The 24,142-nt window shown below is 71.8% G+C and carries 22 protein-coding genes; 16 read left to right on the top strand and 6 right to left on the bottom strand.

All coding sequences use genetic code 11. From position 1 onward, the window contains the following. The first annotated feature begins 115 nt into the window (after positions 1-115). A complete protein-coding gene (locus ACFU8V_RS00895; RefSeq protein ID WP_378868267.1) occupies positions 116-1,795 on the top strand; it encodes an ABC-F family ATP-binding cassette domain-containing protein in 1,680 nt (559 codons plus the stop codon). 90 nt (positions 1,796-1,885) lie between these two features. Here ACFU8V_RS00895 and ACFU8V_RS00890 read toward each other — a convergent pair whose 3' ends face one another. The 3 genes from ACFU8V_RS00890 to ACFU8V_RS00880 are packed head-to-tail and all read right to left on the bottom strand — an operon-like array spanning position 1,886 to position 4,244. Next, positions 1,886-2,311, bottom strand: coding sequence for a DUF1801 domain-containing protein (locus ACFU8V_RS00890; protein WP_315106494.1), 426 nt, complete (start codon positions 2,309-2,311; stop codon positions 1,886-1,888). Continuing rightward, the gene (locus ACFU8V_RS00885; protein ID WP_378868263.1) at positions 2,311-2,901 is read right to left on the bottom strand and encodes an HhH-GPD-type base excision DNA repair protein; all 591 of its coding nucleotides are present in this window, start codon (positions 2,899-2,901) and stop codon (positions 2,311-2,313) included. Before ACFU8V_RS00885 ends, ACFU8V_RS00890 begins: the two co-directional genes overlap by 1 nt. A gap of 26 nt (positions 2,902-2,927) precedes the next feature. Continuing rightward, the gene (locus ACFU8V_RS00880; protein ID WP_366215678.1) at positions 2,928-4,244 is read right to left on the bottom strand and encodes a glutamyl-tRNA reductase; all 1,317 of its coding nucleotides are present in this window, start codon (positions 4,242-4,244) and stop codon (positions 2,928-2,930) included. Between the two features lie 72 nt (positions 4,245-4,316). Between ACFU8V_RS00880 and hemE the strand changes: the two genes are divergently transcribed. Further along, positions 4,317-5,339, top strand: a complete 1,023-nt coding sequence (hemE, locus tag ACFU8V_RS00875; RefSeq protein WP_315106504.1) for a uroporphyrinogen decarboxylase — start codon at positions 4,317-4,319, stop codon at positions 5,337-5,339. 51 nt (positions 5,340-5,390) lie between these two features. On the opposite strand, the gene ACFU8V_RS00870 is transcribed toward hemE, so the two are convergent. Continuing rightward, positions 5,391-6,284, bottom strand: a complete 894-nt coding sequence (locus ACFU8V_RS00870) for an NAD(P)H-binding protein (protein WP_085605595.1) — start codon at positions 6,282-6,284, stop codon at positions 5,391-5,393. A 66-nt stretch (positions 6,285-6,350) separates the two neighbouring features. On the opposite strand from ACFU8V_RS00870, the gene ACFU8V_RS00865 reads away from it, so the two are divergent. The 11 genes from ACFU8V_RS00865 (at position 6,351) to ACFU8V_RS00815 (ending at position 15,212) form a co-directional block, all read left to right on the top strand. Then, complete coding sequence (locus ACFU8V_RS00865) at positions 6,351-6,662, top strand: metalloregulator ArsR/SmtB family transcription factor (protein WP_029989796.1); 312 nt, start codon at positions 6,351-6,353, stop codon at positions 6,660-6,662. 92 nt (positions 6,663-6,754) lie between these two features. Next, a complete protein-coding gene (locus ACFU8V_RS00860; RefSeq protein ID WP_378868256.1) occupies positions 6,755-8,263 on the top strand; it encodes a protoporphyrinogen/coproporphyrinogen oxidase in 1,509 nt (502 codons plus the stop codon). Between the two features lie 169 nt (positions 8,264-8,432). Further along, on the top strand, positions 8,433-8,846 hold the full coding sequence (locus ACFU8V_RS00855; RefSeq protein WP_025104874.1) for a hypothetical protein: 414 nt from the start codon (positions 8,433-8,435) through the stop codon (positions 8,844-8,846). Between the two features lies 1 nt (position 8,847). Continuing rightward, positions 8,848-9,255 (top strand): phage holin family protein, encoded by a 408-nt coding sequence (locus ACFU8V_RS00850; protein ID WP_025104873.1) that lies wholly within the window; start codon positions 8,848-8,850, stop codon positions 9,253-9,255. Beyond that, positions 9,242-9,514 (top strand): hypothetical protein, encoded by a 273-nt coding sequence (locus tag ACFU8V_RS00845; RefSeq protein WP_025104872.1) that lies wholly within the window; start codon positions 9,242-9,244, stop codon positions 9,512-9,514. The genes ACFU8V_RS00850 and ACFU8V_RS00845 overlap by 14 nt, the downstream gene beginning before the upstream one ends. Before the next feature lie 78 nt (positions 9,515-9,592). Beyond that, a complete protein-coding gene (gene hemQ, locus ACFU8V_RS00840; RefSeq protein WP_378871753.1) occupies positions 9,593-10,273 on the top strand; it encodes a hydrogen peroxide-dependent heme synthase in 681 nt (226 codons plus the stop codon). A gap of 5 nt (positions 10,274-10,278) precedes the next feature. Further along, on the top strand, positions 10,279-11,280 hold the full coding sequence (gene hemC, locus ACFU8V_RS00835) for a hydroxymethylbilane synthase (RefSeq protein WP_105950539.1): 1,002 nt from the start codon (positions 10,279-10,281) through the stop codon (positions 11,278-11,280). After that, positions 11,277-12,074 (top strand): uroporphyrinogen-III synthase, encoded by a 798-nt coding sequence (locus tag ACFU8V_RS00830; protein ID WP_025104869.1) that lies wholly within the window; start codon positions 11,277-11,279, stop codon positions 12,072-12,074. Before hemC ends, ACFU8V_RS00830 begins: the two co-directional genes overlap by 4 nt. Next, positions 12,071-13,048 carry a porphobilinogen synthase gene (gene hemB, locus ACFU8V_RS00825; protein WP_126894230.1) on the top strand — a complete coding sequence of 326 codons (978 nt, stop codon included), beginning with the start codon at positions 12,071-12,073 and terminating at the stop codon, positions 13,046-13,048. The genes ACFU8V_RS00830 and hemB overlap by 4 nt, the downstream gene beginning before the upstream one ends. Positions 13,049-13,138: 90 nt before the next feature. After that, the gene (locus tag ACFU8V_RS00820; RefSeq protein WP_378868249.1) at positions 13,139-14,461 is read left to right on the top strand and encodes a glutamate-1-semialdehyde 2,1-aminomutase; all 1,323 of its coding nucleotides are present in this window, start codon (positions 13,139-13,141) and stop codon (positions 14,459-14,461) included. A 301-nt stretch (positions 14,462-14,762) separates the two neighbouring features. Next, entirely contained in the window at positions 14,763-15,212 is a 450-nt protein-coding gene (locus tag ACFU8V_RS00815; protein WP_025104866.1) for a hypothetical protein, read from the top strand. Between the two features lie 55 nt (positions 15,213-15,267). Here the strand turns inward: ACFU8V_RS00815 and ACFU8V_RS00810 are convergent, their stop codons facing one another. Beyond that, the gene (locus ACFU8V_RS00810; RefSeq protein ID WP_378868246.1) at positions 15,268-17,211 is read right to left on the bottom strand and encodes an ATP-binding cassette domain-containing protein; all 1,944 of its coding nucleotides are present in this window, start codon (positions 17,209-17,211) and stop codon (positions 15,268-15,270) included. Positions 17,212-17,321: 110 nt separating this feature from the next. Here ACFU8V_RS00810 and ACFU8V_RS00805 point away from each other — a divergent pair, with 110 nt between their 5' ends. From ACFU8V_RS00805 to ACFU8V_RS00795, 3 genes are all read left to right on the top strand, one after another. Further along, on the top strand, positions 17,322-18,383 hold the full coding sequence (locus tag ACFU8V_RS00805; protein ID WP_378868243.1) for an enoyl-CoA hydratase/isomerase family protein: 1,062 nt from the start codon (positions 17,322-17,324) through the stop codon (positions 18,381-18,383). A gap of 208 nt (positions 18,384-18,591) precedes the next feature. After that, the gene (locus ACFU8V_RS00800; RefSeq protein WP_025104863.1) at positions 18,592-20,319 is read left to right on the top strand and encodes an ABC transporter ATP-binding protein; all 1,728 of its coding nucleotides are present in this window, start codon (positions 18,592-18,594) and stop codon (positions 20,317-20,319) included. After that, positions 20,316-22,592, top strand: a complete 2,277-nt coding sequence (locus tag ACFU8V_RS00795) for an ABC transporter ATP-binding protein (RefSeq protein ID WP_378868239.1) — start codon at positions 20,316-20,318, stop codon at positions 22,590-22,592. The genes ACFU8V_RS00800 and ACFU8V_RS00795 overlap by 4 nt, the downstream gene beginning before the upstream one ends. A 50-nt stretch (positions 22,593-22,642) precedes the next feature. Here ACFU8V_RS00795 and ACFU8V_RS00790 read toward each other — a convergent pair whose 3' ends face one another. Next, entirely contained in the window at positions 22,643-24,133 is a 1,491-nt protein-coding gene (locus ACFU8V_RS00790; protein WP_378868236.1) for a D-alanyl-D-alanine carboxypeptidase family protein, read from the bottom strand. Positions 24,134-24,142: the final 9 nt, after the last annotated feature.

Here is a 24,142-nt window from a genome sequence, read left to right as displayed (position 1 = left end):
TCCGCGGTGGGTCCTGAGCGAACGCGCCCGACTCCGGGTGCGGTCGAGGTTCCTGTTCCCCGCGTCATCGACGCAGATCCCGGCGGTGCGCGTGCGCCGCTGGAGAGGATCCCTCATGTTCCCTGTACTCTCGACCCCTTCCGACTCCTCGGCCCGCGCTCATCGCGAGTGCGCGCTACAGGCCGCCTCCGTCCGATTCGCCGACCGACTCGTCCTGGACCGGATCGACCTCGTCGTCGGCCCCGCCGACCGCCTCGCCGTCATCGGCGACAACGGCACCGGGAAGTCGACGCTGCTCGATCTGCTCGCCGGTGTTCTCGCGCCGACGTCCGGGGAGGTGCGGCTCGACCTTCCCGGCGGGATCGCGCATGCCCGGCAGAACCCGGTGTTCGCGGACGGAGCGACGGTGACTGACGCCATCGACGAGCTCCTCGGCGACCTCCGCGCGCTGGAGCACGACCTCGCCCGTGCGTACGACCTCCTCGCCGCCGCGACCCCTTCCGAGCGTGCGCAGCAGATGGCCGCCGTGGCCCTGTTGCAGGACCGTTTCGAGTCCCGCGGCGGATACGAGGTGGACCGTCGCATCGACACCGCTCTCGAACAGCTCGGGCTGGGCGGGCTGGACCGCGGGCGATCGGTGGCCACGCTGTCGGGCGGAGAGCGGGCGCGGCTCGCTCTCGCGGTCGCCCTCTCTTCCGGAGCCGAGCTCCTGCTCCTCGACGAGCCCACGAACGACCTCGACGACCGGGCGCTGACCTGGCTCGAGGACCGTCTCGCGGCGCATCGGGGAGCGCTGGTGGTCGTGACGCACGACCGTGACTTCCTGGACCGTTTCGCGACCTCTGTCGTGCAGGTGGAGGACGGTCGGATCCGGCGCTACGGCGATGGTTACGCCGGGTTCCTGCGGGCGCGCGAGGCCGAACGCCGGGCGGCGGTCGCGCGCCACGAGGAGTGGAAGGCCGAGGTCGCCCGCACCGAGGCCCTGCTCGCCGCCAACGCGTTCCGGCTGCAGGCGATCCCGCGCAAGCTCGAGCTCGACGGCTTCGGTCATGGCGCGTTCCGGGCGCGGAGCCGCGACCACGGGGCCGTCGGGCGCATCCGCATGGCGAAGGAGCGGCTGTCGCGGTTGCGGGAGAACCCGTGCCCGGCGCCGCCCGAGCCCCTGCGGTTCACGGTCGCGGCAGAGGATCGGGCACCGCTCGACGACCCGCTCCTGACCCTCGATGCCGTGTCCCTCCGCGAACCGGGACGACGGCTCGCCGTGTCGCCGTGGACGATCGAGGCCGGTTCGCGGTGGCTCGTGACCGGGCCGAACGGAGCCGGGAAGACGACACTCCTCCGTCTCCTCGCCGGCGAGCTCCTCCCCGCATCCGGGACGCTCGTCCGCGGGGACGGGCTGCGGATCGCGTTCCTCCGGCAGGAGGTCGAGACGCGCCCGTGGGGTTCCGCCGTCGAAGTCTTCGCGGCTCGGACCGGGACGCCGCCGGCGGATGCGCACGACGCTCTCCTGGCTCATGGACTCTTCCGCGGGTCGGAGGTGGACCGCGACGTGCGGGCTCTCTCCGTCGGGCAGCGTCGGCGGCTGGATCTCGCGGTCGCCCTGTCGTCGCCGTTCGATCTGCTGCTGCTCGATGAGCCGACGAACCATCTCGATCCAGAGCTCGTGGAGCAGCTCGAGCACGCTCTCGCGGACCACCCCGCCGCCGTCGTCACGGTGACGCACGATCGGCGGTGGCGTCGTCACGCGGCGGACGCACGGCGCGTGCAGGTTGACGAGGGGGTGGCCACCACCTGAGGCCCCGCCCTCCCGCCGAGACCCCGGACTCCGCACGTCCGCACGCCGGGGTTTCGGCGGGAACCCGGGGTCTCGGCGACAGGGCGGGAGCTACGACGTGACCGTCAGCTGCATGCGCGCGTCGCCGCCGGACTCGACCCAGGCGCGCGAACGCTCGAGGATCCCGCGCAGCACGTTGAGGTCGACCTCGTCGAGGTCCTTGAGGTAGAGGCAGCCCACCCCCGTCGTGTGCGGGCCGAGCGCGCCGAGAGCCTCCGCGTGGGCGTCCACCCCGTCGAGGAGGTAGATCGTGGTCGCGGCCTTCCGGGGGGCGAAGCTCAGAATGCCGCTGTCGCCCTCCGTCCCGGTGGGATAGCGGTAATGGCAGGAGCCGAACCCGATCATCGAACCCCAGGTCTGCGGCTCGCGCCCGGTGATGTCCTGCAGGAGAGCGGTCAGCGTCTCGGCATCACGGCGACGCACGGCCGGGGAGGAGCGGGCGATCAGGCCCGCGACGTCGTCCCCGGTCGGCTGCACTACTTTGCCGCCTTCGCCGCGGCCTTCATCGCCTTCTTGTACTCGCGCACCTTCGTCAGCGACTCCGGCGACACGATGTCGGCGACGCTGCGGTACGACCCGTCCTCGCCGTAGGGCGCCGAAGCCTCCCGCCAGCCCTCGCCGGTGAACCCGTACTGCTTGCCGAGGAGGGCGAGGAAGATCTTCGCCTTGTGCTCACCGAAGCCGGGAAGGGCCTTGAGCCGCTTGAGCACCTCGGCGCCGCTCGGCTGGGTCCCTGAGCCTGTCGACGGGCGCGTCCACAGGGCCGCGGCATCCCCGTCCCAGTCGTCGACGCGCGCCTGGCACAGGGTCTGCACCCGCGTCGCCATGGAGCCGGGGAACCGGTGCACCGCGGGGGTCTGGCGGAAGGCCTCCAGGAACTCCTCGGGTGCCATGCCCGCGATCGCCGCAGCATCCGCGGCTCCCGTCCGCTGCTCGATCTTGAGCGGTCCGGTGAACGCGGTCTCCATGGGGATCTGCTGGTCCAGCAGCATGCCGATCAGCAGAGCCGTCGGGTTCTCGGTCAGCAGGGCGTCGGCGGCGGTGTCTCCGGTGATGTGAAGGGCCATGCCTCCCATCCTCCCACCCCGCCGGATCAGGCTGTGGCGGCGTCCTCGACCGCGTCCGCGGCAGGGGTGATCCCGTACAGCGTCGCGAGCGCGGCGGCGAACTCGTCCGCGCGACCGGCGGCGGCGAGCTCATGAGCCCGCACGGTCGGCGTGTGCAGCAGCACGCCCGAGAGGTGCCGCAGCGCCTGCTCGACCTTGCCGTCCTCGTCGCCACGGGCACGGGCGCGGTCGATCTCGCGCTCCAGCAGCTCGAAGATGTGCGAGCGGAAGGCGACGACCGACGGGGTCACGCTCTGGCGGGCACCGACCACGTGGAAGGTCTCCGCGGCTTCGCGGACGACGCTCCGGGCGGCATCCGTCGCCTGCAGCTCCTCCAGCGGGGCGTGCAGGCGGATGGTCTCCAGGTCGAGCAGCGCGACGCCCTCCAGCGCAGCCACGGCCGGGTCGACGTTCCGCGGCATGCCGAGGTCGACCACCAGCCGGCTCGGGACCCCGGTGGTGCCGCTGGTCGCGGCGACGGGGCAGCCCGCGGCGGCGAGGCCGACCGGCAGCTGCAGGTGCTCCGGGCCGAGCACGGGCTCGGTCGCGGTGGTGCAGGTGATCAGCAACGTGGAGTGCGCCGCCGTGCGCGCGTACTCCTCGGCCGGCACCGGGCGGATGTCGTGCTTGGCTGCGAAGATCTCGGCGCGGCCGGAGGGAGAGTAGACGGAGATGTCGACGGCGCCGCGCTCGCGCAGGGTCGCGAGGGTGACGGCCGCGTAGGCGCCCGTGCCGACCAGCAGCACGCGCTCGGCGGACCAGTCGGCGATGCGGCTATCAGCGAGCTCCAGTGCGAGACGCACGAGCGAGCGACCGGCGCGGCCCAGAGCGGTGACGTTCTTGACCTTGCGCTGCGCCTGGCTCGCGCGCTGGAACAGCCGCTCGAGCTCGGGGGAGGTGGTGCCGTCCTTCCGGGCGGACTTGAGGGCGCGGCGCACCTGGCCGGCGATCTCGCCCTCACCGGAGACGACCGACTCGAGGCCGGAGGCGACGGAGAAGAGGTGCTCGGCAACGCGGCGACCGGAGTGCACGGCGTAGGCGCCGTCGAGATCGGCAGCGGGGATTCCGGTCGCGGACTCGACCGCCTCGATGACGGCTTCCACGCCGATGGCGCCGGCCGCGGTCACCGGCTCGTCCATCTCCACGTACGCCTCGAAGCGGTTGCACGTCGCCAGGACCACGGCACCCTGCACGCACGGCGCCATGCCCACGATGGTGGGAGCGACGTCGTCGGGGGTGCGGCTCAGGCGTTCGAGCAGTTCGAAGGAGGCGGTCTTGTGACTCGCCGTCACACACAGCAGCACCCTTCGATTGTACCCGAGCATCCGAACCCGGGACTCGGCTGCTCCCTATACGCCGGATGGGAGGATGGGGGCATGGCACTCTCCGACGCCCCGCTGCTGCGCGCCCTCACCGGCGACCGCCCCGCCACCGCTCCGGTCTGGTTCATGCGCCAGGCCGGCCGCTCCCTGCCCGAGTACCGGGAGCTGCGGGTCGGCACGAGGATGCTCGACGCCTGCCTCACCCCCGACCTCGCCGCCGAGATCACCCTCCAGCCGGTGCGACGGCACGGCGTCGACGCGGCGGTGTTCTTCAGCGACATCGTCATCCCGCTGCGTCTCGCCGGCGTGGAGGTCGAGATCGAGCCCGGCCGTGGCCCCGTCTTCGCGAACCCGGTGCGGACGGTCGCGGACGTCGACCGCATCACGGCCATCGACCCGGAGAGCCTGGACGGCAGCGCCATCGCGGAGGCCGTCGGCATCGTCGTCGCGGAGCTCGGCGACACTCCGGTCATCGGCTTCGCGGGGGCGCCCTTCACCCTCGCCGCGTACCTCGTCGAGGGCGGTCCGTCCAAGGAGCACCTGCGCGCCCGCGGCATGATGCACGCGGAGCCCGAGGCCTGGCACCGTCTCGCGGGCTGGCTGGCGCAGATCTCGCGGCGGTTCCTGGAGACGCAGCGCGATGCCGGCGCCGCGGTCGTGCAGCTCTTCGACAGTTGGGCGGGCTCCCTCAGCCCCGCCGACTACCGCACCTTCGTGGCACCGCACTCCCGCACGGCTCTGGACGGCATCGGCGTCCCGACCATCCACTTCGGCGTCGGCACCGGGCCCTTCCTCGGCGATATGCGGCTCGACGGCGTCGCGGACGGCGTGGGGGTCGACTGGCGGCTGCCCCTCGACGAGGCCGCCGCGATCCTCGGTCCCGACGTGTCGGTGCAGGGCAACATCGATCCCGCGTTCCTCGGCGCGCCGTGGCCGGTGCTCGAGGCGCATGTCCGCGACGTGCTCGAGCGCGGTCGCGCGGCCCGCGGGCACATCCTCAACCTCGGCCACGGCGTGCCCCCGGAGACCGACCCCGACCAGCTCACGCGCATCGTCGAGCTCGTGCACGCCGGCTGACCTCCGTTCGAATCGCCTGCTTTGCTGCATCTGCGGCCCAGATGCAGCCATTCACGCGATTCGAAGCGCGCGCGCCATCCGCAGGTCCGACAGGCCGAAGCGCCCGGTGGGCAGTGCCGCGCGGATGCTGTCGTCGTCGAACGGTCGTGAGGGGCGGATACCCTCCGGCGGCTCCGGTGCCCACGGCGCCGGCTCGCTCACACCCTCCGCGAGCATCCGCGCCTGCGCCTTCGCCACCAGGGGCACGACCATGGTCCACTCCGTGAGCTGCGCGAGCACCCGCACGACCCAGGTCGGCACCGGGAGGAAGGCGGGGCGGCGTCCGGCGACACGGGCGATCCGGCGGATGGCCTCTCCGAGCGTCACCTCGTCCGCGCCCATCACCGCGACCGTCGGCTCCGGGATCCGCCCCTCCAGCGCGGCCACCAGCACGTCCGCGGCATCCTCGACCGGGACAGGGCGGGCGGTGCGTTCGCGGTAGCCGACCGTCCAGAAGAAGGGGAGGGTGCGGACGGCGCGGGTCACGTGATCGACCATGTGATCGCCGGGGCCGTAGATCATCCCGGACTTCAGGATCGTGTGCGGCAGCCCGGAGCCGCGGACGATCTCCTCGGCCTCCCACTTCGACTCGTGGTAGCCGGAGCCGCAGTCGGGACGGGCGCGGAGGAAGCTCACCATGACGAGGCGTCGGACACCGGCGCGGCGAGCGGCTTCGACGACGGCGGCCGTCCCCTCCACGTGCACACGCCGGAAGGTCTGGTCGCCGATCTCCCGGTTGATCCCGGCGCAGTGGGCCACGGCGTCGCATCCGGCGAAGGCTGCGGTCAGCGCATCGACGTCCGTGATGTCCGTGCCGGAGCGTCGGGAGATCACCACGGGCTCCTCCAGGCGATCGGCGAGGGCGCGGCCGACGAATCCACTGCCTCCGGTGATGGCGACCTTCATGGTGTTCTCCTTCGCTAATTAGCTATCTGGCGAAACTGTATCTAGCGAAGGTGCTATATTGCAAGCATGGCCGACAGCGCATCCGACATCTTCGCGGCGCTCGCCCATCCCACCCGGCGGCAGATCCTGCAGGACCTCAAGGAGGGGGAGCTCGCCGCCGGGGAGATCGCGTCGCGGTTCTCCGCGAGCGGGCCGACCATCTCCCGGCACCTGAGCGTGCTGCGGCAGGCGGGCCTCGTCAGCGAGCGTCGCGACGCCAACCGCATCTTCTACTCGCTCGTCGGCGAACGCCTGGCCCTCTCCGTGGGCGACTTCCTCTCCACCGTCTGCCCCGAGCAGATCGTCCTCCGCGAGGTCCGCAAGCGCAGTCGGGCCTGACCTCCGTTCGAATCGCGCACCTGGCTGCATCCGCGGCGATTATCCGGCCAATCGGGCGATTCGAAGCACAGGGGCGGTGGAAGGATGGAGGCATGAGCCCCGAGCGCCCCGCACCCGCTGAACCGGCCGACCTGGCCGCCCGTGCCGCACAGAAGCACGTCGTCGTGGTGGGAGGCGGCGTCGGCGGACTGGTGGCCGCCCGTGAGTGCGCGAAGGTCGGCATGCGGGTGACGCTGCTCGAGGGGTCCGAGGCCCTGGGCGGCGTGATCCGCAGGGTCGCCCTGGACGGGGTCGTCGTCGACGCCGGGGCGGAGAGCTACGCGACGAAGGGCGGGCACGTCCGCGCCCTCGTGGACGACCTCGGCCTCTCCGACCGCGTCGTGACGCCGCAGGCGGGAGGGGCGTGGCTCGCCGGGCTCCCCGGCGGCGGCGCGGCACCGCTCCCGGCCGGCGGCATCCTCGGCATCCCCGGCAACCCGTTCCAGGACGACGTCCGCCGCATCATCGGCTGGTCCGGCGCCTGGCGGGCCTATCTCGACCGGGTGCGCCCGCCGCTCACGATCGGGCACCAGCTGAGCCTCGGCCGCCTCGTCGCCTCGCGCATGGGGGAGAAGGTGCGCGACCGCCTCGTCGCCCCCGTCACCACGGGCGTCTACTCGGCATCCCCGGACGACGTGGACATCGATGTCGCCGCCCCCGGACTCAACGCCGCCCTCACCCGCGTCGGCTCCCTGTCCGGTGCGGTGCTGGCCCTCCGCGGAGAGGGTGCGTCGCGCGGCGCGAAGACACCCGGTGCCGCCGTCGAGGGGCTCGTCGGCGGCATGAGCGTGCTCGTCGACGCCCTCGCGGCCGACCTCGACGAACTCGGTGCGACCGTCCGTACTCGCGTCCGGGCCCGTCGCCTCACCACCGACGGCACCACCTGGCGCGTCGTGGTCGAGGAGCCCGCCGCGGACCAGCCGATCGAGGGGGAGGAGGCGACCCAGGAGGCGGAGCTCGTCGCCGACGCCGTGATCGTCGCGACCTCCGAGCACGGCGCGCGGGAGCTGCTCGCGGGCGCCGTACCCGCCCTCGCGGCCGCCGACGCCGCGCCCGCCCCCGAGATCGAGATCATCAGTCTGCTGCTCGACGCGCCCGCGCTGCGCACCCCGCCCCGCGGCACCGGCGTGCTCACCGTTCCGCACAGCCACACGGCGAAGGCGCTCACACACTCCACGGCGAAGTGGTCGTGGGTGCGGGAGGCCGCGGGCGACCGCGAGGTGGTCCGCGTCTCCTTCGGTGCGCAGGGGGAACCGGCGGCCACCGCGGCGCTGGAGGACGAGGCCGCAATTGACCTCGCCCGTCGGGAGGCCTCGGCGCTCCTGGGCGTCCCGCTGTCGCCCGATCAGGTCGTGGCGGGTCATCGTGGGCGCTTCGTGCAGGCGCAGCCCGCGTCGATCATCGGCTCGGGGGAGCGGCGTGCCGCAGCGCGTCAGGCCGTGCAGGCCGTGCCAGGACTGGCCGCTGTGGGCGCCTGGCTCGCGGGCACGGGGCTCGCGCAGGTCGTGCCGGACGCTGCGAAGGAGGCGGACCGCCTGCGCCGCGCTCTCCTCTGGGACTGAGCGTCCGCCGAGCACGCGCGAGTGCGCTCGACGCCTCTGTGTCAACCCTCTGATCGATTGATGCCGAAATCGGCATACGGCGTTACGCTGGGTACCTGATCGCGGTGGAGACGCGGGCGATCGGCGTCCCCCGGGACGGACCACAGCCGGAACAACGTGAGGAGACCCCATGAAGGGGAAGATCGGACTCGTCGTCGGACTCGGCGTCGGCTATGTGCTCGGCACCCGCGCAGGACGCGAGCGCTACGAGCAGATCAAGACGCAGTGGCTGAAGGTCTGGAACACCGACCCCGTGCAGGAGCGCGTCGACAAGGTCAAGGGCTTCGTCGGCGACAAGGCCGCCGCGGTCCCGGGAGCCGTCTGGACCGGTGCCGTGAAGATCGTGAAGTCGGTCACCGGGGACGGCACCCCCGGGCAGAAGCTCGATGCCGTCATCGCCTCCGGCAAGGACGCGGCCGAGGAGATCTCGGACGCCGCGGAGGACGCGGTCGACGAGGTCAAGGAGCGCGCCGCCGAGGCCCAGAAGCCCGCCGCGGCGAAGCCGGCCGCGAAGAAGCCCGCCCCGCGGAAGTCCGACGACTGACATGCCCCGCGGATATCGGGATCGCGCCGACGACAGTCTGCTGACGCTGCTCGGCGACCTGCCGGAGCTCGTCACCAATCTCGTCAAGGCCGAGATCGACGCGGCCAAGGCGTGGGTGTCGCGCACGGCGAAGGACGCGGGGGTCGGCTCCGTCTGGTTCCTCGTCGCGCTGTTCTTCCTGTTCTGGGCCGTGCCCGTGATCCTCGTCTTCGCGATCGCGGGACTGTCGTCGTGGTGGCCGGTGTGGCTGTCCGCGCTGGCGGTGTTCGGCATCCTCATCATCGCCGTGCTGCTGTTCGCACTGCTCGGCATCCTGAAGTTCCGCAAGGTGCTCCGTCGCCAGAACCCGGCACAGGCCGTGGCCGAAGACATCCGAATCGTGAAGGAGGCCGGCGATGAGCACCCCTGAGTCGCTGCCGCGCACCGCGGTCCCCGCGGGAATCGTCGACCCCGTCGCCTCCGCGCGCGCCGAGCTGAAGGCGGCCCTCGCCGCCATCGAGGTCAAGGGGAACATCCCGCGGCGCGTCGAGAAGGCGTCGGCGCGCGCCGCCGTCAAGGCGCGTGCGTTCGCGGACCGCAATCCGGCTGCCGCGATCGCCGCGACGGTCGGGATCGCCGCCGCCGTCGGCGGGGCCGTGTGGGCCATCGCCCGCGCCATCGCGCGCTGAGTCACCCCCCCGCACCGCCCTCGGGCGGGGGCAGTATTCCCCTGATTAGCGGCGCCTCCGCAAAGGGGGCAGACTGGGATCATGTCCGACCTGCGCGAAGAGAACCCGTCCGGTTACACCCTCTGGGCCGTCTGGCGACGCAATCCTGACGCCCCCGTCACCGAGAACGATGCGACCGAGCTCGAGTCGATCGTCTCGCACGTCGAGGACTCCGGCGTCACCGTCCGCGGCTTCTACGACGTCTCCGGGCTCAAGGCCGACGCCGACCTCATGGTGTGGCTGCACGGCGCCACCGCCGATGAGCTGCAGAAGGCTCTCCGCCGCCTGCGCCGCACCGAGATGCTGCGCTCGCTCCTCCCGGTATGGAACGTCATGGGCGTCCACCGTGACGCGGAGTTCAACCGCGCGCACGTCCCCGGCTTCCTCCGCGGCATCGAGCCCAAGGACTGGCTCTGCCTCTACCCGTTCGTCCGCACGCCGGAGTGGTACCTCGCGCCGGAGAGCGAGCGTCGCGCGATGCTCGCCGACCACGGGCGCAAGGGTGCGGCGTTCACCGGCGTCATCGCGAACACGGTGGCCTCCTTCGCCCTCGGCGACTACGAGTGGCTGCTGCCGCTGGAAGCCGACGAGCTGACCGACCTTGTCGACATGATGCGCGACCTCCGCTACACCGACGCCCGCATGTTCGTGAAGGAGGAGGTGCCCTTCTACACGGGGCGCCGCCTGCGCTTCGACGAGATCGCGGACGTGCTGCAGTAAGCGCCATGAGCACCCCCATCCGTCTCGGCACCCGCCGCAGCGCGCTCGCGCAGGCGCAGTCGGGTCACGTCGCCGCCGCGCTCGAGAAGGTCACCGGCCGCCGCGTCGAACTCGTCCCGATCACCAGCGAGGGCGACACCAATCGCGCCTCGCTGTCGGAGATCGGCGGCCTCGGCATCTTCGCCACCCGTCTCCGTGAGGCCCTCCTCGCCGGCGAGTGCGACTTCCTCGTGCACTCCCTCAAGGACCTCCCCACGGCGGTGCCGGAGTCGCTCGTCATCGCCGCGACGCCCCGACGGGAGGATGCCCGCGACGTGGTGCTCACCCGACACGGCATCCCGCTGCACGAGCTCCCGGCGGGGAGCGCCGTGGGTACTGGGTCGCCGCGACGCATCGCCCAGGTCCACCGCCGTGCGCCTCGCGCCCACGTCGTGGACATCCGCGGCAACGTCGACTCCCGCCTCGCGCGCGTCGCCTCCGGAGAGCTGGACGCCGTGATCCTCGCCGCCGCCGGCCTCTCGCGACTCGGCACGGATTCGCCGCTGCATCGGGAGGAGCTCGGCCTCGCGGAATGGCCGACCGCTCCGGGCCAGGGATCCCTGGCGGTCGAGACACGGGCGGACGCGCCGGAGGAGCTGCGCACGGCGCTGTCGGCGCTGGATCATCGGGAGACGCGGCTCGCGATCACCGTCGAGCGCGCCATCCTGGAGGGACTGGATGCCGGTTGTCAAGCCCCCATGGCGGCGCACGCCGTCGTCCAAGACTCCGAGATCCGCGTCAGGACGGTCGTCTACGCCCCGGACGGCGGTCGGCGGATCGGTCTGGACGTCACGGAAGCCCTGAACGGGGAGTATATTCATCGGAACGGCAGTGGCAATGGTGCGGATGCTGCCGATGGTGCAGACCCGATGCACGCAGCGCGTGAGCTCGGGCTCGCTGTTGCCCGTCGGCTGCTCGATCAAGGGGCGGCCGACCTCGTCCCTCAAGAGCAATCCGAATTGTCATGACCACTTCTGAAAGCAAGCAGGACCGACCGCTGGACGGCTGGCGCATCCTCGTGCCCCGTGGCGGCCCCTGGGGCGACAGCGTCGCCGCGAGCCTCCGCGCTCTCGGCGCCGTCCCCGTCGTCGCCCCGCTCATCAACTTCGCTCCGACCACGGATCAGGCGACCCTCGACCGTGCGCTGGAGCAGCTCGCGGCCGGCGAGTTCGACTGGCTGACCGTCACGAGCGCGACCACGGTGGACGTGCTGTTCGCCCACCGCGCCGTCGTGCCGAAGACCACGAAGATCGCGGCCGTGGGGGAGACGACGGCCGCGGCGCTGCAGGCCGTGGGCTACGAGGTGGCCCTGGTTCCCGAACAGGACAACTCCGCGCAGGGCATGGCGCAGCAGCTCATCGCTCTGGAGCACGAGCCGCGCCGCATCCTGGCGCTGCGCAGCGAGATCGCCAAGCCGGTCCTCAGCATCCTGCTGTCCGAAGCGGGACACGACGTGCACGGCGTCGTCGCCTATCGCACGGTCGGCGTTCCGGTGACGGAGCGCATCCGGCGCGACGTCGAGAACGGCCGGATCAACGCGATCCTCATCACCAGCGGTTCGGTGGCCGAGCAGGTGCGGGAGCAGTTCCCCGAGATCCCGGACGAGACGCTGCTCGCGGCGATCGGCCCGCGGACGGCGAAGGACGCCGAGCGCGCCGGCCTGCCCGTCTCGGTGGTCGCCGATCGGCAGACCATCGATGCGCTGATCGAGGCCGTGTCGCAGTTCACCCTTCCGCATGCGGCAGACGAGTTCGCGCCGTGAGCTTCCCCGACATCCGCCTGCGCCGACTGCGTCAGTCGCGCGCCGTCCGCGACCTCGTGCGCGAGACCTCTCTCGAGCCGCGTCAGCTCGTGCTCCCGCTCTTCGTCCGCGAAGGGATCAGCGAGCCGGTCGCCATCGGGTCGATGCCCGGCGTCGCCCAGCACTCGATCGACTCGCTGCGTTCCGCGGCCGTGGAGGCCGCGGAGGCCGGGATCGGCGGGGTCATGCTGTTCGGCGTTCCCGCCGTGCGCGACGCCCGGGGCTCCGGCGCGGACGACCCGCAGGGCATCCTGAACGTCGCCACCGAGGCGCTGGCGGCCGAGGTCGGCGACGCGCTCGTCGTGCAGACCGACCTCTGCCTCGACGAGTTCACCGATCACGGGCACTGCGGCGTCCTCGCCGCCGACGGCTCGGTGGACAACGACGCGACCCTGGAGCGATACGCCTCGATGGCCCTCGCCCAGGCGCGCGCGGGATCGCAGCTGCTGGGGCTGTCCGGGATGATGGACGGCCAGGTCGCCGTGATCCGTCAGGCGCTCGACGCCGAGGGCTTCACCGACACCCTGATCCTGGCGTATGCCGCGAAGTACGCGAGCGCGTTCTACGGCCCGTTCCGCGAAGCCGTGGACTCGCAGCTCCAGGGAGACCGCCGCACGTATCAGCTCGACCCCGGCAACCGTCGCGAGGGCGTGCGGGAGGCGCTGGTCGACGAGGACGAGGGCGCGGACATCGTCATGGTGAAGCCGGCGATGGCCTTCCTCGACGTGCTGCGCGAGGTCCGCGACGCCGTGACCGTCCCGGTCTGGGCGTACCAGGTGTCGGGCGAGTACGCGATGATCGAGGCCGCCGCCGCGAACGGGTGGATCGATCGGCGCGCCGCGGTCCTCGAGTCGCTGCTGTCGATCCGCCGGGCAGGCGCCGACGCGGTGCTCACGTACTGGGCCACCGAAGCGGCCCGCTGGCTGCGCGGCTGACCCTTCGTCGGCCGCGGCCTCGGAAGGGCAGGCGGCGGGTTAGCCTGGAAGGGATGCCGGGAGAGCGCCGTGCATCACGGAGGAGCCTCGATGACCGACCGCAATGACGACCTTTTCTCTGCCGCCCGTGCGGTGATCCCCGGCGGGGTGAACTCTCCGGTGCGGGCCTACGGGTCGGTCGGCGGGACGCCGCGGTTCCTTGCCTCGGCGCGCGGCGCCACCGTGACCGACGCCGCGGGTCGCGAGTACGTCGACCTCGTCGCGTCCTGGGGTCCCGCACTGCTCGGACACGCGCAGCCCGAGGTCGTCGCCGCCGTGCAGGAGGCCGCCACCCGCGGGCTCTCCTTCGGCGCTCCGACCGAGGGGGAGGTCGAGCTCGCCGCGCTCATCGCCGACCGCGTCCGCTTCGGCGAGATCCGTCCCGTGGAGCGTGTCCGTCTCGTCTCGACGGGCACCGAGGCCACCATGACCGCGATCCGCCTCGCCCGCGGTGCGACCGGCCGCGATCTGCTCGTGAAGTTCGCCGGCCACTATCACGGCCACTCCGACGGCCTGCTCGCCGAGGCGGGCTCCGGGGTCGCCACGCTCGCGCTTCCCGGTTCGGCCGGCGTGCCCGCGCCGATCGCCGCGCAGACGCTCGTGATCCGCTACAACGACCCCGAGGCGCTCGCCGCCGTCTTCGCCGAGCACGGTCCCCGCATCGCGGCCGTCATCGTGGAGGCCTCGGCCGCGAACATGGGCGTGGTGCCCCCGCTCCCGGGATTCAACCGCCTCATCGCGGAGACCGCGCACGCCCACGGTGCTCTGATGATCCTCGACGAGGTCCTCACCGGCTTCCGGGTGCACCCGGCCGGCTTCTGGGGCCTCCAGGCGCAGGCCGGAGAGGACTACCTGCCCGACATCCTCACCTTCGGGAAGGTCGTCGGCGGCGGTATGCCGCTGGCGGCTCTCGGTGGCCGTGCCGAGGTCATGGACCTCCTGGCGCCCGTCGGCCCCGTCTACCAGGCGGGGACGCTCTCCGGGAATCCGCTGTCCGTGGCCGCGGGCCTGGCCACGCTCCGCCTCGCGACGCCGGAGGTCTACGCGACCGTCGACGCCGCAGCCGCTCGGGTCTCGTCGGCTCTCGACCGCGCGCTCGCCGAGGCCGGAGTGACCCACGCCCTCGCCTCCGCCGGCAACCTCTTCAGCGCCTCGTTCCGCGCCTCCGCCCCGCGCGACTACGCCGAGGCGCAGGCGCAGGAGTCGTTCCGGTACGCGGCGTTCTTCCACGCGATGCGCGAGCACGGCGTCGCGCTGCCGCCGAGCGTCTTCGAGGCCTGGTTCCTCACCGCCGCGCACGGCGAGGACGAGCTCGAGCGGATCGAGGCCGCCCTGCCGCACGCCGCCCAGGCCGCCCAGACCGCGCGCCCCTGATCGCTGCTCCCGCTGTTCGTTCGCGTGACTCGTTCGCGTGAGAACAGGCAGCCGCGCGGGGGCAGGCACCCTTGGACACCGTTGCCTGATCTCCCGCGAGCGCCTGCAGGCCCGAAGGCCGTCGGCAACAGGCCTTCACGCGGAGCCAGGCTTCCGCCCGCGGCAGCGCCTGTTCGTGCGTGGGAGCCTGTCCTCGCGAAGGAGTCGTGAGGGCAGGACTGAGGGATTCCGACAAGGGATCGTTGCGTTCCTGTGAGCAACTTCCAGCCAACCGGGAGGACGGCGCTGGCAGACTGGGGGCATGGTGACGTTGTTGCTGGACCAGACGCAACTCGAGGTCGTGCTCTCGCCCATCGAACGTGCCGCCACCTTCCACCGCGAGAACGTCCGCATCGTGCGCGACACGATCACCAAGGTCCAACTGACAGACGACGCCTGGACCTGGCTCCGCGGCGTCCCGAATCCGGGTACCCACATCCCGGGCGTGCTCGCCGCCGGCAGCTGGAAGGCCGCGGGGAGCCTCGACTTCGTGCTGATCCGCCGTCGACGTCCGAGCGTGGTCGTCGATCTCGAGGGCGATCCGCAGTACAACCGCCTGATCCTGACCACCCGGCACGGTCTGGCGCTGACGCAGGCGCTGCGCCTCCCGGTGTCCGAGGAGCCCACGACGGTCGAGGAGATCGTCGCCACGGCTCCGACCCCGGTGTCGAAGGGCAGTCGGCGCCCGGTCATCCGACCACGTCCGGCCTGATCCCGGATGCAGAACGCCCTCCCGGTCGGCCGGGAGGGCGTTCTGCTGCGGGGGCTCAGCCGCGGTGCTCGTCGTCGTGGTGCTCGTCCCCACGGTCATCCGCGGGGGCGTGCTGCTCCGCCGGGGTCTCCGTATCGACTGCGGACTCGTCGCTCGCGATCTCGTCCTGCGGAGCCCCGTCGCCGGACGACGTCTCCTCCGCCGGAGCGAGCGGGTAGTCGCGCGGCTCGTCCTCGTAGTAGGCGCGTGCGGCGGCGGCCAGCATCGAGCTCACGGCGGCCGATCGCGGGTCGTCGTCGGACCCAGGAGAGGCGTCCTCGCCCTGCGCTGCGGCCTCGGCGGTGTCCTCGGACGGCGCGATCTCATCGTCCGCCGACGAGGCGTCCAGACCGGTGAAGAACTCCACGCCCGCGGGCTCCTCGCCACCGGAGGCGCTGTCGGGCGCGTCGGTGCTCGTGCTGTCGGCCGGTGCATCGGCAGCGGAGCCGACGGCCTCGGCGGGGGGCTCGTCGGTCGTCGACGGCGACTCGGACGCGGGCTCGGGCTCGGACTCGGCCTCGGTCTCGCCGGGAGCGTCCTTCGCCGCCGGCTGCGCGGATGACTCGGTCTCCGCGTCTGCGGACGCGGCTGCGAACAGGGCGGCGAAGGACCGCCGCGGAGACTCGGCGACGGGCGCGGGCGCACCGAAGAGGATGTCGTCGAACGACGGCGAGTTCTCGGCCTCCGCGTCGGTATCCGCATCCGCGGGCTGCGCGTCTGCGGTCGCGTCGACCACGGGCAGGATCCGGGTCGCGTCGTCGTCGGCGGAGACGACGGGAAGGGCCCGGGTCGCATCCTCGTCCGCGGTGGCATCCGCCTCGTCGGTCGGAGCGGTGTCGTCGGCGATCGTCTCGGCGGTGACAGGGCCCGTGGCCTGAGGCGTCAGGTCGTCGGCGAGCGCGGCGGTGCCGCCGGCTGCGAGAGCCGCAGCGGCGGTCCCTGCGGCTTCATCCGTCGACGGGCCGTCCGTCGGAGACTCCTCTGCCGGAGCCTCAGCGGCGGTCGCGGACTCGGGATCCTCCTCGGCGGGAGCCTCCGTCTGATCGAGCGCCGGGGCGGTGTCGAAGCGGCCGCCCCGCATGAGGTCGATGAAGACGTCCTCCAGCGTCGGGCCGCGCTGCACGAGCGTGCTGAGAGCGATACCGGCGTCCGCAGCGACGGCGCCGACGCGGCTGGCGTCGGTCCCGCGCACGGTCAGCCCGGAGCGGAGCACCTCGATGTCGAACCCGGCGGCGACCAGCGCGGTCGTGAGGCCGGGGCGATCGGCCGAGTCGACGACCACGGAGCCGCCGGCCGGATCGGCCAGCGTCTCGATGCCGCTCGACAGCACGAGGCGTCCCTTGGAGAGCACGAGCACGTGGTCGGCGACCTGCTCGATCTCGCTGAGCACGTGGGAGGAAACCAGCACGGTGCGCCCTTCGTCGGCGAGGCGACGCATCAGCAGCCGCATCCAGCGGATGCCCTCCGGGTCGAGGCCGTTCGCCGGCTCGTCGAAGACGAGGGCGCCGGGGTCGCCGAGGAGCGCGTGGGCGACGCTGAGGCGCTGGCGCATGCCGAGCGAGAACCCGCCGATGCGCGTGTCCGCCTCGCCCTCCAGGCCGACGAGGGAGATGACCTCGTCGACGCGGGCCAGGCGGATGCCGTTGGCCTTCGCGGCGATGGTGAGCTGACGGCTCGCCGTGCGGCGCGGCCGATAGGCCGTCTCCTCCAGCACGGCGCCGATCGTGCGCAGCGGCTGCCGCAGCTCCGCGTAGGCGGCCCCGCCGATCGTGGCGGTGCCGGACGTGGCGCGCACCTGGCCGAGCAGGATGCGCAGGGTCGTCGTCTTGCCGGCACCGTTGGGGCCGAGGAAGGCGGTGACGGCGCCGGGCTCGACACGGGCGGAGAAATCCGAGACGGCCGTCACCTCGTTGAAGCGCTTCGTCACATTCGTGAACTCGAGCACCTGTCCTTCGGGCATCCGGGACCTCTCGTTGCGATGAACAGTTCCTCCTATCCTGCCGGAAAACCGCCCCGGAACCCGCATTTCGTGCGGAATCCGGCCGCACGCGACGGGGTAGCCTGGCACCCGTGACCGATACCCCCGCCGCGCCCCGTGTCCTCATCCGCACCGAAGGAGCGCTCGGGCGGCTCACGCTCAACCGCCCCGAGGCGATCAATGCGCTCGATGAGGACATGATCGCGACCATCACGGAGGCGCTGGTGGCCTGGCGCGACGACTCCGACGTGCAGATCGTCCTCATCGACGGCGCGGGGGAGCGCGGCATGTGCGCGGGCGGCGACGTGCGTCGCCTGCACGGCCAGATCACGTCCGGCCATCCGGAGCAGTCTGCGGAGTTCTTCCGAGGCGAGTACGCGATGAACGCCATGATCGCGGAGTACCCGAAGCCCGTGGTCGCGCTCGCCGACGGGATCACGATGGGCGGCGGTATCGGTCTGGCAGGGCATGCCGCGATCCGCGTGGTCACCGAACGCTCGAAGCTCGCCATGCCGGAGACCCGGATCGGCTTCACGCCCGACGTCGGCGGCACCTGGCTGCTGGGGCAGGCGCCGGGACGGCTCGGCGAGTACCTCGGCCTCACCGGGGCCACGATGAACGGTGCCGACGCCGTATACGCGGGCTTCGCGGATCACTTCGTCCCCTCCGACCGCCTCGACACGCTGCGCGAGGCGCTGGCCTACCGCGCCGACCCGACGAGTCCCAGCGAGATCGTCCTGCTCTTCGACGAGACGCCGGAGCCGTCCTCGCTTCCCGCCGCGCGGGGGTGGATCGACGATGCGTTCGCCGCCCCGACCGTGCCCGAGATCCTCGAGCGGCTCCGCGCGCTCGGCACCGAGGAAGCGGCGGCCGTCGCCGACCTGCTCGACGATCTGGCTCCGACGGGCCTCGTCGTGACGCTCGACGCCGTGCGGGAGGCCCGGGAGATGACCGGGCTCCGCGCCGCGCTGGAGGGCGAGTACCGCCGGGTGCTCTGGTTCGTGAACGAACACCCCGACCTGGTGGAGGGCATCCGCGCGCAGCTCGTCGACAAGGATCGCAACCCGCGGTGGCAGCCGGCCTCCCTCGCCGAGCTCGGCCCCGACGCCGGGGCGCCCGCCCGCGACTACGTTCCGCAGCCCGCGCTGTTCTGACGCGCGCCTCAGTTCTTTAGGGGCGGCCATTGATCGCCTGCGTGCAGAAAGACGTGGGTGACACGGCACCGGTTCGCTGTGAGCGAAGGTCCTCCCGGAGGGGGATCCGAATGTCGCCGCTTCGTGGCACCCTGTCCTATGGCCGGTCGTCGGTCGGCATCCGTCTGCCGGGAGACCCGCCGCCTCCTCCTTCCGAGAAAGTACGCCTGTGCTGGGAAAACTCCTCCTCCGATATCTGTCACGCTACAAGTGGCTCCTCGTCGCCGTGCTGGTCTTCCAGTTCGCCAGCGCGGCCGCCACCCTCTACCTGCCGTACCTCAACGCCGACATCATCGACAAGGGCGTCGCGCAGGGCGACACCGCGTACATCTGGCGCACCGGCCTGTTCATGCTGGCCGTGTCATTCGGCCAGATCGTGGCCTCGGTCATCGCGACCTTCTTCGCCGCCCGCGCCGCGATGGGCGCCGGCCGTGACATCCGCGCCGACGTGTTCGGCAAGGTGAGCGGCTTCTCCGAGCGCGAGGTCTCGCAGTTCGGTGCCGGATCCCTCATCACCCGCAACACGAACGACGTGCAGCAGGTGCAGATGCTGGCGATGATGGGCGCGACCATGCTCGTCACCGCCCCGCTGCTCGCGATCGGCGGCATCATCTTCGCCGTGCGGACCAGCGCCGAGCTGAGCTGGCTGATCGCCGTCGCCGTCCCCGTGCTCCTCGTCCTCGCGGCGCTCGTCATCGGCCGGATGGTCCCGCTCTTCCGCAGCTACCAGGGCAAGCTCGACAACGTGAACCGCATCATGCGCGAGCAGCTCACCGGCGTCCGCGTGGTGCGGGCCTTCGTCCGGGAGCGCATCGAGGAGGAGCGCTTCCGCGGCGCGAACACCGACATCATGGTCGTCGGCCGCAAGGTCGGCTCGCTGTTCGTGCTGCTGTTCCCGCTCTTCATGCTCATCCTCAACGTGACGGTCGTCGCCGTCATCTGGTTCGGCGGCATCGAGGTCAACAACGGCACCGTGCAGGTGGGCACCCTGTTCGCCTTCATGCAGTACATCGGCCAGATCATGGGCGGCGTCATCATGGCGAGCTTCATGGCGATGATGATCCCGCGCGCCGCGGTTTCCGCCGAGCGCATCGGCGAGGTGCTGAACACGGAGTCCACGATGACCCGCCCGGTGGACGGCGTCACCGTCTTCCCGACCCCGGGTGCCGTCGCGTTCGACGACGTGGAGTTCACGTACCCCGGCGCCGACGCCCCCGTCCTCACCGGCATCAGCTTCGCCGCGGAGCCGGGCGAGACCGTCGCGATCGTCGGCTCCACCGGGTCGGGCAAGACCACGCTCGTCTCGCTCATCCCGCGCCTGTTCGACGTGTCCGGCGGGTCCGTGCACGTCGGCGGCGTAGACGTCCGCGAGGCCGACGTCGAGGCGCTGTGGGACAGCATCGGCCTGGTGCCGCAGCGTCCCTTCCTCTTCACCGGCACCGTCGCGTCCAACCTGCGCTACGGCCGCGAGGACGCCACCGACGAGGAGCTCTGGCACGCGCTGGAGATCGCCCAGGGGCGCGACTTCGTGGAGGAGATGCCGGACGGCCTCGACTCCCGCATCGCCCAGGGCGGCACGAACGTGTCCGGCGGTCAGCGCCAGCGCCTGGCGATCGCGCGGGCCATCGTGCACCGGCCGCAGGTGCTCGTGTTCGACGACTCCTTCTCCGCGCTCGACCTCACGACGGATGCCCGGCTGCGGCAGGCGCTCTGGCGCGAGCTCCCGCACGTGACGAAGATCGTGGTCGCGCAGCGCGTCTCCACGATCACCGACGCGGACCGCATCGTGGTCCTCGAGGGCGGCACCATGGTCGGCGTCGGAACCCATGAGGAGCTGCTGGAGACCAGCGAGACCTATCGCGAGATCGTCGAGTCGCAGCTGGGGGTGGACGCATGAGCGAGCAGGACCCTTCGACAAGCTCAGGGACCCAGGGTCGGCGCCGTCGCGGACGGGGCGCGGCCGCCGCGCCCACGGTCGAGCGGGAGCTCACCGCCGAGGAGCAGTACGAGGCGGAGCTCGCCGAGCAGGCGCGGCAGAACTCCGGCGACTGGGACAGCGTCGCGCCGGGCAAGGCCGACAACTTCGGCCCGAGCTTCGCGCGGATGATCGGGCTGCTCAAGCCCTCCGCGGTGTGGTTCGTCTTCGTGTCGATCCTCGGTGCGATCGGGGTCGTGCTGACCGTCGCCGCCCCGAAGGTGCTCGCCGAGGCGACGAACATCGTCTATCGCGGCTTCATCTCGATCCAGCTCGGTCAGCCCACCGGCGACTTCCCCGGCTTCCCGGCCGGGACCCCGCAGGACGTCGTCGTCGACGCGCTGCGGGACGCCGGGCAGAACGACTTCGCCAACCAGGTGGGCGCGCTCGGCGACTTCCGGGTCGGCGACGGCATCGACTTCGACGCGCTGCGCTGGGTGATCGCCGCGGTTCTCGCGATCTACGTCGTGGCCGCGTTCCTCAGCTGGCTGCAGGGATACGTCATCAACGTCATCATGGTGCGCACCATGTGGCGGCTGCGCGAGGCCGTCGAGGCGAAGATCAACCGGCTCCCGCTGGCGTACTTCGACAAGGTGCAGCGCGGCGAGCTGATCTCGCGGGTGACGAACGACATCGACAACATCACCCAGACCATGCAGCAGTCGCTGTCGGGAGCACTGACCGCCGTGCTGACGGTGATCGGCGTGCTCGTGATGATGTTCTCGATCTCGTGGCAGCTCGCCCTCGTCGCCCTCGTGGCGCTTCCGCTCATGGGCGTGATCTTCGGCGTCATCGGACCGCGGTCGCAGAAGGCCTTCGGCACGCAGTGGCGCAAGGTCGGCCGGCTCAACGCCCGGGTCGAGGAGGCCTTCTCCGGCCACGCGCTGGTCAAGGTGTTCGGCCGCGAGCAGGACGCGCTGGACAAGTTCAAGGCCGAGAACGAGGAGCTCTTCCAGGCGAGCTTCAAGGCGCAGTTCCTCTCGGGCATCATCATGCCCGCGATGACCTTCGTCGGCAGCCTCACCTACGTCGGCATCGCGGTGCTCGGCGGGCTCATGGTCGCGAGCGGGCAGCTCCGGCTCGGCGACGTGCAGGCGTTCATCCAGTACTCGCAGCAGTTCACGCAGCCGCTGTCCGAGCTGGGCGGCATGGCCGCGGTCGTGCAGTCCGGCACCGCCTCGGCGGAGCGGGTGTTCGACCTGCTCGACGCCGATGAGCAGGACGCCGACGGCCCCGACGCCCCTGCTCTCCGCGAAGGGGAGGGCGTGATCGAGTTCGAGAACGTCTCCTTCTCCTACTCGCCGGAGCGTCCGCTCATCACCGATCTGTCGTTCCGGGTGGAGCCGGGGCAGACCGTCGCGATCGTCGGGCCCACGGGCGCCGGCAAGACGACGCTCGTGAACCTCATCATGCGGTTCTACGAGCTCAGCGGCGGTCGGATCACGCTGGACGGTCAGGACATCTCGACCATCACGCGTGACGACCTCCGGTCCCGCACCGGCATGGTGCTCCAGGACCCCTGGCTGTTCGCCGGGAGCATCCGCGAGAACATCCGCTACGGACGCTCGACCGCGACGGACGAGGAGGTGCTGGCCGCCGCGCGGGCGACCTACGTCGACCGCTTCGTGCACGCGCTTCCGGATGGGTACGACACCGTGCTCGACGAGGACGCGTCGAATGTCTCGGCCGGTGAGCGGCAGCTCATCACGATCGCCCGGGCGTTCGTGGCGCAGCCGTCGATCCTCATCCTGGACGAGGCCACCTCGGCGGTCGACACCCGCACCGAGCTGCTGCTGCAGAACGCCATGGCCGCTCTCCGGCAGGGGCGCACCTCGTTCGTCATCGCGCACCGGCTGTCGACCATCCGCGACGCGGACCTCATCCTCGTGATGGAGCATGGCGACATCGTCGAGAAGGGTACGCACGACGAGCTCATCGCCGCGCAGGGCGCGTACTGGCGGCTGTACCAGTCGCAGTTCGAGCAGGCGGCGACCGACCTCGACGCGGAAGCGGCCCTGACCGGGTCGTCTCCGGTCGTGGTGACGGGAGAGGCCGACGCCGAGGCCCGCGCGGAGGAGCAGGCGGCCGATGCCGTGGCGGGTGCCGCCGTCGGTGCCCAGCTTCCCGGAGCGGAGGCGGCCGCCGCGCAGGCGCTCCTCGACGACGGGGCGGACGGCGCGTCGCCTCGTCCCTGATCGTCATCGCCCTGACGCCCCGCTCCGGACTCGGAGCGGGGCGTCAGTCGTCAGGAGCGGTCCGCGTCGATGCCGAACAGCTCGAGGGGATGGGTGAGGCGCCACCACGGGCTCGGGCCGTCCACGTCTTCGGCGAGGACGAGTGCGGTCTCGGTGGTGTCGATGGGGCCGGCCGTGGTGAGGGTGCCGACGTCGCCGTCCGCCTCGCGCTGCTCGCCGAGATCGAACACAGCCGTCGCGGTCGCGCTCGCCCCGTTCCACAGCACCACATCCGCGTCCTCACCGGTCACGACGTCGACCTCCTCGCCCCAGGCGGTGCGGACGCGTCCGACCACCGTCCCGGCGGGAACGGCGGGGCCCTGCGCCTGCAGCGCAGCCTCGGTCTGCGCGAACAGGGCACGCGTGAGGGCGAGACGCGCCTCGTCGTCCTCCTGGTTCAGTGCCGCGGCGTAGAGGCGGACCGTCGAGTCCCCCACGGAGACGTCCTTCGCCGTCAGCAGGTTCCAGCCGACGAGTGTGCCGGTCTTGATGCCGACCACCCCCGGGTCCGCGAGCATGCCGTTCGTGTTCTCCACCGTGCCGGCCCCCGGCAGCTCGACCGACCGGGTGCCCACGATCTCCGCGAACACGGGATTCTGCATCGCGAGCTCGCCGAGAGCCACGAGCGCCTCCGGGGTGGCGACGTTGCGCGCGTCGAATCCGGACGGCGTGACCACGGTGATCCCGGAGAGCCCGCGCTCGCCGAGCCAGACCTCGGCGGCGGCCGCGAACTCCCGATCGGAGCCCCAGATCTCCGCGGCGAGCCGATCGATGTAGTTGTTGGCCGAACCGAGCAGGGTGCCCTGCAGGAGCTGGTACTCGGTCAGCACCCCGCCCACGGGGACATCCAGCGCGGACTGATTCGAGATCCGGTAGTCCCAGTACCGGATGCTGTCGGCGTAGGTGAAGAAGAACTCGGGGCCCTGCTCCCCGGGGGCGAGGGGCAGGCGGTCGAGCACCATGAGCGTGCTGACGACCTTGGTGATGCTCGCGATGCTGACCGGGGCGGTCGTGGACGCGGCCGTGGTCATCCCGGCGATGCCCACGGCACCGTCGCCCACCTCCGGCCAGGCGAGCGCGGCGGTGGGGGCTGCCACCGGGGTGACCTCCACGGCCTGGACGGTGGGGGCGACCTCGTGCAACGGCCAGAGCAGCGTGCTTCCGGCGTAGGAGGCGACGAGCCCGGCGAGGACCCCGAGCGGGACGAGCAGGCCGGGGCCGGCGATCGCCGGACGCAGCGTCGCGTCGCGCAGCAGGCCGGGGGCGGCCTCGGCTTCCGGGGTGGCGTCGAACTCCGGCGTCGACGACCCGGACTCGACCACGTCCGTGTCGACCCAGGTCAGCGCGGTCGCCGGTGTCGAGGCATCGGCCCACGCGACGGTCTCCGTCGTGGTCGCAGGCAGCGTGTCGACGGTCTGCGAGGACGCGGGGGCGGAGTCCTCGGGCCGCGCGTCGACGCCGACGCCGCCGGACGCCTCTGCAGGGGGATCGGAAGCGGTCACTCGCTTACG

The sequence above is a fragment of the Microbacterium sp. NPDC057658 genome (assembly GCF_042799975.1).
GTDB lineage: Bacteria > Actinomycetota > Actinomycetes > Actinomycetales > Microbacteriaceae > Microbacterium.
Note: the sequence above shows the minus strand (reverse complement) of the source record. Positions and strands in the feature narration are given on the sequence as shown.

Coding starts and splice junctions, on each gene's coding strand:
- ACFU8V_RS00895 (WP_378868267.1), top strand. CDS start 116: ATGTTCCCTGTACTCTCGACCCCTTCCGACTCCTCGGCCCGCGCTCAT.
- ACFU8V_RS00885 (WP_378868263.1), bottom strand. CDS start 2,901: ATGGCCCTTCACATCACCGGAGACACCGCCGCCGACGCCCTGCTGACC.
- hemE (WP_315106504.1), top strand. CDS start 4,317: ATGGCACTCTCCGACGCCCCGCTGCTGCGCGCCCTCACCGGCGACCGC.
- ACFU8V_RS00870 (WP_085605595.1), bottom strand. CDS start 6,284: ATGAAGGTCGCCATCACCGGAGGCAGTGGATTCGTCGGCCGCGCCCTC.
- ACFU8V_RS00865 (WP_029989796.1), top strand. CDS start 6,351: ATGGCCGACAGCGCATCCGACATCTTCGCGGCGCTCGCCCATCCCACC.
- ACFU8V_RS00860 (WP_378868256.1), top strand. CDS start 6,755: ATGAGCCCCGAGCGCCCCGCACCCGCTGAACCGGCCGACCTGGCCGCC.
- ACFU8V_RS00855 (WP_025104874.1), top strand. CDS start 8,433: ATGAAGGGGAAGATCGGACTCGTCGTCGGACTCGGCGTCGGCTATGTG.
- ACFU8V_RS00850 (WP_025104873.1), top strand. CDS start 8,848: ATGCCCCGCGGATATCGGGATCGCGCCGACGACAGTCTGCTGACGCTG.
- ACFU8V_RS00845 (WP_025104872.1), top strand. CDS start 9,242: ATGAGCACCCCTGAGTCGCTGCCGCGCACCGCGGTCCCCGCGGGAATC.
- hemC (WP_105950539.1), top strand. CDS start 10,279: ATGAGCACCCCCATCCGTCTCGGCACCCGCCGCAGCGCGCTCGCGCAG.
- ACFU8V_RS00830 (WP_025104869.1), top strand. CDS start 11,277: ATGACCACTTCTGAAAGCAAGCAGGACCGACCGCTGGACGGCTGGCGC.
- ACFU8V_RS00820 (WP_378868249.1), top strand. CDS start 13,139: ATGACCGACCGCAATGACGACCTTTTCTCTGCCGCCCGTGCGGTGATC.
- ACFU8V_RS00815 (WP_025104866.1), top strand. CDS start 14,763: ATGGTGACGTTGTTGCTGGACCAGACGCAACTCGAGGTCGTGCTCTCG.
- ACFU8V_RS00810 (WP_378868246.1), bottom strand. CDS start 17,211: ATGCCCGAAGGACAGGTGCTCGAGTTCACGAATGTGACGAAGCGCTTC.
- ACFU8V_RS00795 (WP_378868239.1), top strand. CDS start 20,316: ATGAGCGAGCAGGACCCTTCGACAAGCTCAGGGACCCAGGGTCGGCGC.